This is a genomic window from Streptomyces hesseae (assembly GCF_031845785.1).
Taxonomy (GTDB): Bacteria; Actinomycetota; Actinomycetes; order Streptomycetales; family Streptomycetaceae; genus Streptomyces; species Streptomyces hesseae.
In genome coordinates this window covers 115,931-126,480 of sequence record NZ_JAVRFI010000021.1, presented here as the reverse complement: position 1 = coordinate 126,480, position 10,550 = coordinate 115,931, and the positions used below count along the sequence as shown (strand labels likewise).

Below are 10,550 nucleotides of genomic sequence, written 5' to 3'. Positions count from 1 at the left end.
CTTTCCACCCGCCAAGATGCCTCGGCAGGTAATATCCGGTATTAGACCCCGTTTCCAGGGCTTGTCCCAGAGTGCAGGGCAGATTGCCCACGTGTTACTCACCCGTTCGCCACTAATCCACCCCGAAGGGCTTCATCGTTCGACTTGCATGTGTTAAGCACGCCGCCAGCGTTCGTCCTGAGCCAGGATCAAACTCTCCGTGAATGATTACCGGTAATCCGGTGAAACACTCGCGTTGAGCGGAACAACCAGGCGGAATAGGCCCGGTCGTTCACAGCGTCCTCGCTGTGTGCGCCTCCCATCGAGCTAGTCGACGGAAGGACTTTTTTAAAGGAACCTCATCCATCGAGATGGACGGGGTGTCAACATATCTGGCGTTGACTTTTGGCACGCTGTTGAGTTCTCAAGGAACGGACGCTTCCTTTGTACTCACCCTCTCGGGCTTTCCTCCGGGCTTCCCTTCGGTGTTTCCAACCTTACCAGATCCGTTTTCCGTTCCGTTTCCGGTTCGGATTTCATTCTCTGGCGCCCTGTCGGACCGGGCTTCCCCGACTTTATCAGATTTCTCTGAGCCGGATTTCCACTCGCTTTCCGGGAGCTCCGCTCGCACTCGAAGTGCTTCGGCGTTCCCCTGCGGTGGAGCCGTAAACGTACTGGACGGCCGCGCCCGATGCAAATCGGCAGCGGGGCGGCCGCCCATACGGCTGATGCCGCGTCAGACCTCGACGACGACCGGGAGGATCATCGGGCGGCGGCGGTAGCTGTCCGACACCCACTTGCCCACCGAGCGGCGGACGAGCTGCTGGAGCTGGTGGGGCTCGGCGACGCCGTCCGCGGCGGCCCTGGCGATGGCCTCCTCGATCTTCGGGACGACGGCGTTGAACGCCGCGTCCTCGATGCCGGAACCGCGGGCCTGGATCTGCGGGCCGCTGACGACCTTGCCGGTCGTGCTGTCGACGACCACGAAGACGGAGATGATGCCCTCGTCCCCGAGGATGCGGCGGTCCTTGAGCGAGGCGTCGGTGACGTCACCGACCGAAAGGCCGTCCACGTACACATAGCCGGCCTGCACCTTGCCGACGATCCTCGCCTTGCCGTCCACGAGGTCGACCACGACGCCGTCCTCGGCGATGACGATGTGGTCCTTCGGGATTCCCGTCAGCGCGCCCAGCTCGGCGTTGGCGCGCAGGTGGCGCCATTCGCCGTGGACCGGCATCAGGTTCTTCGGCTTGCAGATGTTGTAGAAGTACAGGAGCTCGCCGGCGGAGGCGTGGCCCGAGACGTGCACGCGGGCGTTGCCCTTGTGGACGACGTTGGCGCCCCAGCGGGTGAGGCCGTTGATCACGCGGTAGACCGCGTTCTCGTTGCCCGGGATCAGGGACGACGCGAGGATCACGGTGTCGCCCCGGACGATCCGGATCTGGTGGTCGCGGTTGGCCATCCGCGAGAGCGCGGCCATCGGCTCGCCCTGGGAACCGGTGCAGACGAGCACGACCTCGTCGTCCGGCAGGTCGTCGAGGGTCTTGACGTCGACGACGAGACCGGCCGGGACCCGCAGATAGCCCAGGTCGCGGGCGATGCCCATGTTGCGGACCATCGAGCGGCCGACGAAGGCGACCCGGCGCCCGTACTCGTGGGCGGCGTCGAGGATCTGCTGGATGCGGTGGACGTGGCTGGCGAAGCTGGCCACGATGATGCGCTTCTGCGCACCCGCGAAGACCTGGCGCAGGACACCGGAGATGTCCCGCTCCGGCGGGACGAAACCGGGGACCTCCGCGTTGGTGGAGTCCACCAGCAGCAGGTCGATGCCCTCCTCGCCGAGCTTGGCGAAGGCAGGGAGGTCGGTGAGACGACCGTCCAGCGGGAGCTGGTCCATCTTGAAGTCGCCGGTGTGCACGACCATGCCCGCGGGGGTGCGGATGGCGACGGCCAGGGCGTCCGGGATGGAGTGGTTGACCGCGATGAACTCGCAGTCGAACGGGCCCAGCCGCTCGCGGTCGCCCTCGGCGACCTCGAGGGTGTACGGGCGGATGCGGTGCTCCTGGAGCTTGGCCTCGATCAGGGCGAGGGTCAGCTTGGAGCCGATGAGGGGGATGTCCGGCTTCTCGCGGAGCAGGAAGGGGACGCCGCCGATGTGGTCCTCGTGGCCGTGCGTGAGCACGATGCCCTCGATGTCGTCGAGGCGGTCCCTGATGGACGAGAAGTCCGGCAGGATCAGATCGACTCCGGGCTGCTCCTCCTCGGGGAAAAGCACTCCGCAGTCGACGATCAGCAGACGGCCGTCGTACTCGAAGACCGTCATATTGCGGCCGATCTCGCCGAGACCGCCGAGCGGGGTGACGCGCAGGCCGCCCTTGGGGAGCTTCGGCGGCGCGCCGAGTTCAGGGTGCGGGTGGCTCAAAAGACTCTCCTCACCACGCACGCCACATGCCTCTCCGGACACATGGCGCGCATGACATTCGTGCACTTGCAGTTTTTGTCGATCTTCAGTTTTGAAGTCTGGGTGTTAGAGCTGTACCCCGCCGGCGGCGAGATCGCTCTTGAGCTGCTCGGTCTGTTCGTCCGTGAGACCGACGAGAGGCAGTCGCAGCGGGCCGGCGGGCAGGCCCTGGAGGGCGAGGGCGGCCTTGGTGGTGATCACGCCCTGGGTCCGGAACATACCCGTGTACACGGGGAGCAGGCGCCGGTGGATCTCGGCGGCCTTGTCGACGTCACCGGAGCGGTGCGCCTCCAACATCGCGCGGAGCTCGGTGGCGACGAGGTGGCCGACGACGGAGACATAGCCCACGGCGCCGATGGACAGCAGCGGCAGGTTGAGCATGTCGTCGCCGGAGTACCAGGCAAGGCCCGAGCGGGCCATGGCCCAGCTCGCCGCGCCGAGGTCGCCCTTGGCGTCCTTGTTGGCCACGATGCGCGGGTGCTCGGCGAGGCGGACCATCGTCTCGGTCTCGATCTCGACGCCGCTGCGGCCGGGGATGTCGTAGAGCATCACGGGCAGTTCCGTGGCGTCCGCGACCGCCGTGAAGTGACGGCGCAGGCCCTCCTGCGGGGGCTTGTTGTAGTAGGGCGTGACCACGAGGAGGCCGTGGGCGCCCGCCTGCTCGGCGGCGCGGGCCAGCTCGATGCTGTGACGGGTGTCGTTGGTGCCGGCTCCGGCGACGACGTGGGCGCGGTCTCCGACCGCTTCGACCACGGCGCGTACGAGCTGGGCTTTCTCCGCATCGCTGGTGGTCGGGGACTCACCGGTGGTGCCATTGACGACAAGGCCGTCGTTGCCTGCGTCCACAAGGTGGGCGGCGAGGCGCTGAGCGCCGTCGAGGTCGAGGGCGCCTTCGGCGGTGAAGGGCGTGACCATGGCGGTCAGGGCCCGCCCGAAGGGCGTCTGCGGTGTGGAGGTCGGAGCCATGAGGGTCACGCTACTCGTTGCTCACCGTGAGGTACCCCCTCGGGGAGTGCCTAAAGGGATCCCGGCACTGCCTGCTCGGGGGTTCAAGCAGTGCCGGGTCCGTTTTTTCAGCGTAGATGAAGGTAATGAAACGCCGCAATCCGGACACCTTGCCCACTGGTCCGGTAGCAGCGCGTCACCGCTGGTCGGAGCGCCCTACGGGGCGACGCGACCGTTCTTGTTGAAGGCGTCGTAGGTGAGCGGCATGAGCTTGGCCCACTCCGCCTCCATCTTCTCGCCCACCATCTCGATCTCCCGCTGCGGGAAGGAGGGGACCTTCGCCAGCTCATGCTGGGTGCGCAGGCCGAGGAAGTGCATCAGGGAGCGGGCGTTGCACGTGGCGTACATCGAGGAGAAGAGGCCGACCGGAAGGACCGATCGGGCGACCTCGCGGGCGACGCCGGCGGCCAGCATCTCCTGGTACGCCTCGTACGCCTGGCGGTAGCTGTCCTCCATCGCGCGGCCGGTGAGCTCGTGCTGCGCCTGAGTGCCCTCGACGAAGACGTACTTGCCCGGGCGGCCCTCCTGGACCAGCTTGCGGGAGTCCCCGGGGACGTAGAAGACCGGCTCCAGCTCGCGGTAGCGGCCGGACTCCTCGTTGTACGACCAGCCGACGCGGTGCCGCATGAACTCGCGGAAGACGAAGATCGGGGCGCTGATGAAGAAGGTCATCGAGTTGTGCTCGAAGGGGCTGCCGTGACGGTCGCGCATCAGGTAGTTGATGAGCCCCTTGGACCGCTCGGGGTCCTTGGTGATCTCTTCGAGGGACTGCTCGCCGGCCGTGGAGACCCGGGCCGCCCACAGCACGTCCGAGTCGGCCGCGCTGTGCTTGACCAGCTCGACGGTCACATCGCTGCGGAACCTGGGCTTCAGATCCTCGGTGGGGGTGTCGCTCACCGGCGGGGTCCTTCCTTTTGCTGCTGTGCTTGGCCGCCGCCAAGCCTAAGGGCCACCACTGACAACGGGCCGACACCGGCCCGGGGCGGGGCTCCTGATCGCCCCGGATCGACCGGAAGCCCGATGCCACAGGAAGGCCCGGGACACCAGTTGATATTTTTCACAGAAGTTATGGAGAAACGGGCACCCATTGCCCGTTTCGAGCGTCTTCAGATGTGACAGCACACTTTCGAGGTTCCTAGGAGAGCCCACCATGTTCCGCCGGCGAGAGCCCGTGCCGTTCGCCTTCGTCGCCGAGGCCGAGCGCTACCGCAGCAACGTCACCCCGCCGCCCCGAGGCGGTGCCAGTCGTTCGGAGCTACTCGGCCGGACGCTGGTGGGGCTGACGGTGGCCGCGGGGCTGATAGGCGCGCTGCTGTTCGGAATGCCGTCACTGGAGACGGGTCAGCAGAACCCCGGGCACAGCCAGAAGTCCGAGGCCAACGCGGGTCGCTGAGCCCGGGCCGTTACCCAGCGGGTACCCTCACCGCGCACAGTCGTTCGACCGTGTGTATCGGAATGAGGAACCCGTCGTGCCCCTGCCCTTCTCGACAGCCGAACGCGACGGCGAGCTCGCGACACCGACCGAGACGACCACGACCACGAAGAAGAGCGCGACCGACACCATCGCCGCGCTCCTCGCCTCAGAGGACCTGTACGAGGACCACCGCCGCTGGCGGCGCCCGTACCACCCCGGTCCGCTGCGGGTGGGGGGCGCGGCGATGCTGCTTCTGCTGGCCGCCTACGTCCTGGTGTCCGGCGTGATCATCGCCGCGGCGGGGGCCCTGCCCGGCGCGGGCGTCTGCTTCGCGATCGCCGCCGTGCTGATCACGGTCGCGGTGCGGATGGTGCGTACGGGCATCTGGGTGAGCCCGCAGGGGCTGCGTCAGCAGCGGATGCTGCGCGGTGTGACGTTGCCGTGGGCCGAGGTGGCCGAGGTGCGGACCGTGCAGCAGCCGGTGCGGGTGGTGGGGACGCCGCGTACCGCGCAGGGGCAGGCGCTCGTGGTGCGGCGTACGGACGGCGGGGCGCTGCCCGTGCTGGTGACCGACCGGAACGCCGATTTCGTGGGGCGGCCGCAGGCCTTCGCGATGGCGGCGGACGCCGTCGAGGACCGGGTGGCCACGTTTACGGCGTAGTTCGCCGCGTAGTTCACGCCGTAGCGGCAGGCGGATGACGGAAGGGCCGGGGCTTCGTGCCCCGGCCCTTCGCCGTCTCAGGCGCCCGTGGCGCTGATCTGTTTGCCGTCGTGCAGGGCGATCGCCCGCTGCATGGCCTTGCGGGCCCTGGGGGTGTCGCGGGCGTCGTGGTAGGCGACCGCGAGGCGGAACCAGCAGCGCCAGTCGCCCGGGGTCCGCTCCGTCTCGTCCTTGCGGCGGGCGAAGACCTCGTCCGCCGAGTCCCGGTCGATCCGTCCGCCGGGCGTCCGTACGAGCTCGTCGACCGGGAGCCCGCCCTCGGCCTCGAGCTCGCGGGCCAGCCGGTTGGCGTCGCGGGCGAACTTGGTGGTCCGGTACAGGAACCAGGCCCCGATGAACGGCAGGATCATCACGGCCAGCCCGAAGGCGACGGTGATGACGGTGCCCTGCTGGATGAGCATCACGCCACGGCTGCCGACCAGGACGAAGTAGACGACCAGGACGGCGGCCAGGGCGAAGTAGACGATCTTTGCGCGCACGTGCTCAGTCCAGGTCCAGGAAGTGTTCCAGGCCGAACGTCAGGCCCGGTGTGGAGACGACGCGGCGGGCGCCCAGCAGGATGCCCGGCATGAAGCAGCTGTGGTGCAGCGAGTCGTGCCGGATGGTGAGCGTCTCACCGGTGTCACCGAGCAGCACCTCCTGGTGGGCGAGGAGGCCGCGCAGCCGGACGGAGTGGACGGGCACGCCGTCGACGTCGGCGCCGCGCGCGCCCTCCAGGGCCGTGGTGGTGGCGTCGGGCTGGGGGGCGCAGCCGGCCTCGCGCCGCGCGGCGGCGATGAGCTGCGCGGTGCGGGTGGCGGTGCCGGAGGGGGCGTCCGCCTTGTTGGGGTGGTGGAGCTCTACGACCTCGACGGACTCGAAGAAGCGGGCGGCCTTCTGGGCGAAGGTCATGGTGAGGACCGCGCCGATGGAGAAGTTCGGGGCGATGAGCACGCCGGTCTCCGGCGACGCCTCCAGCCAGGAGGTGAGCTTCGCGAGGCGGTCCTCGGTCCAGCCGGTGGTGCCGACGACGGCGTGGATGCCGTTGCGGACGCAGAACTCGAGGTTGTCCATCACCGAGTCCGGGTGCGTCAGCTCGACCACGACCTGGGCGCCCGCCTCGGTCAGGGCCTCCAGCCGGTCGCCCCGGCCGAGCGCGGCCACCAGCTCCATGTCGTCGGCGGCTTCCACGGCCCGGACGGCCTCGGAGCCGATCCGGCCCTTGGCGCCGACGACCGCCACGCGCAGCTTGCTCATCGTCCCTGCTTCCCCTTGTGTGCCCGGCCGGCGGTGCTGCCGGCCGGGGCGGTTTTACGAAACGGCCTCGTGCAGGCGGGCGGCCTGCTTGTCCTTCAGCGGGCCGATCACGGACAGCGAAGGACGCTGCCCCAGGACATCACGGGCCACCTCGCGGATCTCGTCCGGGGTCACGGCGGCGATGCGGGCCAGCATGTCGGAGACCGACATCTGGTCGCCCCAGCACAGCTCGCTCTTGCCGATGCGGTTCATCAGCGCGCCCGTGTCCTCCAGGCCGAGCACCGTGGAGCCGGAGAGCTGGCCGATGGCGCGGCCGATCTCCTCGTCCGACAGGCCCTCGCTCGCGACCTTGTCCAGCTCGTCGCGGCAGATCCGCAGCACGTCGTGGACCTGGTTGGGGCGGCAGCCGGCGTAGACGCCGAAGAGGCCGCAGTCGGCGAAGCCCGAGGTGTAGGAGTAGACGGAGTAGGCGAGGCCGCGCTTCTCCCGGACCTCCTGGAAGAGCCGCGAGCTCATGCCGCCGCCGAGGGCGGTGTTGAGCACGCCGAGGGCCCAGCGGCGCTCGTCGACGCGGGAGATGCCGGGCATGCCGAGGACGACGTGCGCCTGCTCGGTCCTGCGGCCCAGCACCTCCACCCGGCCGGCCGTGCGGATCGTCTTCGCACCGGCGCGGGGGTCCATCGGCACGGCGTCCGTACGGCCCAGGGCGCCGGCCTTCTCGAAGGCGGCGCGGACCTGGCGGACGACCTTGGCGTGGTCGACGTTGCCGGCGGCGGCCACGACCAGGTGGGTCGGGTCGTAGTGCTTCTTGTAGAAGCGGGCGACCTGGTCCCTGGTCAGGGCGTTGATCGTGTCGACGGTGCCCAGGACCGGGCGGCCGAGGGGGGTGTCGCCCAGCATGGTGTGCGCGAACAGGTCGTGGACGCAGTCGCCGGGGTCGTCCTCGGTCATGGCGATCTCTTCGAGGATCACCCCGCGCTCGGCGTCGACGTCGGCCGGGTCGATCAGCGAGCCGGTGAGCATGTCGCAGACGACGTCGATGGCCAGCGGCAGATCGGTGTCGAGCACCCGCGCGTAGTAGCAGGTGTACTCCTTCGCCGTGAAGGCGTTCATCTCGCCGCCGACCGCGTCCAGGGCGGCGGAGATGTCGAGGGCGCTGCGCTTGGCCGTGCCCTTGAAGAGGAGGTGCTCGAGGTAGTGCGTGGCGCCGTTGAGGGCCGGGGTCTCGTCGCGGGAGCCGACGTTCGCCCAGATGCCGAAGGTCGCGGAGCGGACGGACGGCAGGGTCTCGGTGACCACGCGCAGACCGCCCGGGAGGGTGGTCCGGCGGACGGTGCCGATGCCGTTCTCGCCCTTGAGAAGCGTTTGGGTACGGGCGACGGCCCGCCCCTCCGAGGAGGGGCGGGCCGTCTTCCGTGTACTACGGGACGTCACTTGGCGGACTCGTCCTTAGCAGCCTCGTCGCCGTCCTCGCCCTCGATCACGGGGATCAGGGAGAGCTTGCCGCGCTGGTCGATCTCGGCGATCTCGACCTGGACCTTGGCGCCCACGCCGAGAACGTCCTCGACGTTCTCCACGCGCTTGCCGCCGGCCAGCTTGCGGATCTGCGAGATGTGCAGCAGGCCGTCCTTGCCCGGCATGAGGGAGACGAAGGCACCGAAGGTGGTGGTCTTGACGACCGTACCCAGGTAGCGCTCGCCGACCTCCGGCATGGTCGGGTTGGCGATGCCGTTGATCGTGGCGCGGGCGGCCTCGGCGGCCGGGCCGTCGGCGGCACCGATGTAGATGGTGCCGTCGTCCTCGATCGTGATCTCGGCGCCGGTGTCCTCCTGGATCTGGTTGATCATCTTGCCCTTGGGGCCGATGACCTCACCGATCTTGTCCACGGGGATCTTGACGGTGATGATCCGCGGGGCGTTGGGGGACATCTCGTCCGGCGTGTCGATCGCTTCCATCATCACGTCGAGGATGTGGAGGCGGGCGTCGCGGGCCTGCTTGAGGGCCGCGGCCAGGACGGAGGCCGGGATGCCGTCCAGCTTGGTGTCGAGCTGGAGGGCGGTCACGAACTCCTTGGTGCCGGCGACCTTGAAGTCCATGTCGCCGAAGGCGTCCTCCGCACCGAGGATGTCGGTGAGGGCGACGTAGTGGGTCTCACCGTTGATCTCCTGGGAGATCAGGCCCATGGCGATACCGGCGACCGGGGCCTTCAGGGGCACACCGGCGTTCAGCAGCGACATGGTGGAGGCGCAGACCGAGCCCATGGAGGTCGAGCCGTTGGAGCCCAGCGCCTCGGAGACCTGGCGGATGGCGTAGGGGAACTCCTCGCGCGTCGGCAGCACGGGCACGATGGCCCGCTCGGCCAGGGCGCCGTGGCCGATCTCGCGGCGCTTCGGCGAACCGACGCGGCCGGTCTCGCCGACGGAGTACGGCGGGAAGTTGTAGTTGTGCATGTAACGCTTGCGCGTCACCGGCGACAGCGTGTCGAGCTGCTGCTCCATGCGGAGCATGTTGAGCGTGGTGACACCCAGGATCTGGGTCTCGCCGCGCTCGAACAGGGCGGAGCCGTGGACGCGCGGGATGGCCTCGACCTCGGCGGCGAGGGTGCGGATGTCGGTGACACCGCGGCCGTCGATGCGGACCTTGTCCTTGATGACGCGCTCACGGACCAGGGCCTTGGTGAGCGAGCGGTACGCGGCGGAGATCTCCTTCTCGCGGCCCTCGAACTGCGGGAGCAGCTTCTCGGCAGCGACCTCCTTGACGCGGTCCAGCTCGGCCTCGCGCTCCTGCTTGCCGGCGATGGTGAGCGCCTGGGCCAGCTCGGTGCGGACGGCGGCGGTCAGCGCCTCCAGGACGTCGTCCTCGTAGTCGAGGAAGATCGGGAACTCGGCGGTCGGCTTGGCGGCCTTCGCGGCGAGCTCGGCCTGGGCCTTGCAGAGCACCTTGATGAAGGGCTTCGCGGCGTCGAGACCGGCGGCGACGATCTCCTCGGTCGGCGCCTCGGCACCGTCCTTGACGAGCTGGATGGTCTTCTCGGTGGCCTCGGCCTCGACCATCATGATCGCGACGTCGCCGTCCTCCAGGGTGCGGCCCGCGACCACCATGTCGAAGACGGCGTCCTCGAGCTCGGTGTGGGTCGGGAAGGCCACCCACTGGCCCTTGATCAGCGCGACGCGGACGCCGCCGACCGGGCCGGAGAAGGGCAGGCCGGCCAGCTGCGTGGAGCAGGAGGCGGCGTTGATCGCGATGACGTCGTAGACATGGTCCGGGTTGAGGGCCATGACCGTGGCGACGACCTGGATCTCGTTGCGCAGGCCCTTCTTGAAGGACGGGCGCAGCGGGCGGTCGATCAGACGGCAGGTGAGGATCGCGTCCTCGGAGGGGCGGCCCTCACGGCGGAAGAAGGAGCCGGGGATCTTGCCGGCCGAGTACATCCGCTCCTCGACGTCCACCGTGAGGGGGAAGAAGTCGAGCTGGTCCTTGGGCCTCTTCGACGCGGTCGTGGCCGACAGCACCATGGTGTCGTCGTCCAGGTAGGCCACGGCGGAGCCGGCGGCCTGACGGGCCAGACGGCCGGTCTCGAAGCGGATGGTGCGGGTGCCGAAGGCGCCGTTGTCGATGACGGCCTCGGCGTAGTGGGTCTCGTTCTCCACCAGGGATATCTCCTCTTCTGCGTCACCGCCCGTGTGGCGGTGACGTTGGCGGAGGGGCGTCTCGGCTGGCCGGTCTTCGATCGA

At 68.9% G+C, this 10,550-nt stretch carries 9 protein-coding genes and 1 rRNA gene; 2 read left to right on the top strand and 8 right to left on the bottom strand.

Annotated features, from left to right (window positions below):
- The 4 genes from RM609_RS26655 to thyX form a co-directional block, all read right to left on the bottom strand.
- Nucleotides 1-204 (bottom strand): 16S ribosomal RNA (locus tag RM609_RS26655); the annotation flags it as partial.
- A gap of 511 nt (nt 205-715) precedes the next feature.
- The gene (locus tag RM609_RS26650; RefSeq protein ID WP_311614114.1) at nt 716-2,401 is read right to left on the bottom strand and encodes a ribonuclease J; all 1,686 of its coding nucleotides are present in this window, start codon (nt 2,399-2,401) and stop codon (nt 716-718) included.
- A gap of 105 nt (nt 2,402-2,506) precedes the next feature.
- A complete protein-coding gene (dapA, locus tag RM609_RS26645) occupies nt 2,507-3,406 on the bottom strand; it encodes a 4-hydroxy-tetrahydrodipicolinate synthase (RefSeq protein WP_311614113.1) in 900 nt (299 codons plus the stop codon).
- 195 nt (nt 3,407-3,601) lie between these two features.
- Nucleotides 3,602-4,342 carry an FAD-dependent thymidylate synthase gene (gene thyX / locus RM609_RS26640; RefSeq protein WP_311614112.1) on the bottom strand — a complete coding sequence of 247 codons (741 nt, stop codon included), beginning with the start codon at nt 4,340-4,342 and terminating at the stop codon, nt 3,602-3,604.
- Between the two features lie 253 nt (nt 4,343-4,595).
- On the opposite strand from thyX, the gene RM609_RS26635 reads away from it, so the two are divergent.
- Together RM609_RS26635 and RM609_RS26630 are read left to right on the top strand one after the other, a co-directional pair.
- On the top strand, nt 4,596-4,838 hold the full coding sequence (locus tag RM609_RS26635; protein WP_126916375.1) for a hypothetical protein: 243 nt from the start codon (nt 4,596-4,598) through the stop codon (nt 4,836-4,838).
- 76 nt (nt 4,839-4,914) lie between these two features.
- Complete coding sequence (locus tag RM609_RS26630) at nt 4,915-5,520, top strand: SCO5741 family PH domain-containing membrane protein (RefSeq protein ID WP_311614111.1); 606 nt, start codon at nt 4,915-4,917, stop codon at nt 5,518-5,520.
- A 77-nt stretch (nt 5,521-5,597) separates the two neighbouring features.
- On the opposite strand, the gene RM609_RS26625 is transcribed toward RM609_RS26630, so the two are convergent.
- The 4 genes from RM609_RS26625 to RM609_RS26610 are packed head-to-tail and all read right to left on the bottom strand — an operon-like array spanning nt 5,598 to nt 10,466.
- Nucleotides 5,598-6,059, bottom strand: coding sequence for a hypothetical protein (locus RM609_RS26625; protein WP_311614110.1), 462 nt, complete (start codon nt 6,057-6,059; stop codon nt 5,598-5,600).
- A gap of 4 nt (nt 6,060-6,063) precedes the next feature.
- Complete coding sequence (gene dapB, locus RM609_RS26620) at nt 6,064-6,816, bottom strand: 4-hydroxy-tetrahydrodipicolinate reductase (protein ID WP_311614109.1); 753 nt, start codon at nt 6,814-6,816, stop codon at nt 6,064-6,066.
- A 54-nt stretch (nt 6,817-6,870) separates the two neighbouring features.
- The gene (locus RM609_RS26615) at nt 6,871-8,250 is read right to left on the bottom strand and encodes a M16 family metallopeptidase (protein ID WP_311614108.1); all 1,380 of its coding nucleotides are present in this window, start codon (nt 8,248-8,250) and stop codon (nt 6,871-6,873) included.
- The gene (locus tag RM609_RS26610) at nt 8,247-10,466 is read right to left on the bottom strand and encodes a polyribonucleotide nucleotidyltransferase (protein ID WP_311614107.1); all 2,220 of its coding nucleotides are present in this window, start codon (nt 10,464-10,466) and stop codon (nt 8,247-8,249) included. The genes RM609_RS26615 and RM609_RS26610 overlap by 4 nt, the downstream gene beginning before the upstream one ends.
- Between the last annotated feature and the right edge of the window lie 84 nt (nt 10,467-10,550).

Excerpts from the sequence above, each read along its gene's own strand:
- dapB (WP_311614109.1), bottom strand. The coding sequence starts at position 6,816 with ATGAGCAAGCTGCGCGTGGCGGTCGTCGGCGCCAAGGGCCGGATCGGC.
- dapA (WP_311614113.1), bottom strand. The coding sequence starts at position 3,406 with ATGGCTCCGACCTCCACACCGCAGACGCCCTTCGGGCGGGCCCTGACC.
- RM609_RS26635 (WP_126916375.1), top strand. The coding sequence starts at position 4,596 with ATGTTCCGCCGGCGAGAGCCCGTGCCGTTCGCCTTCGTCGCCGAGGCC.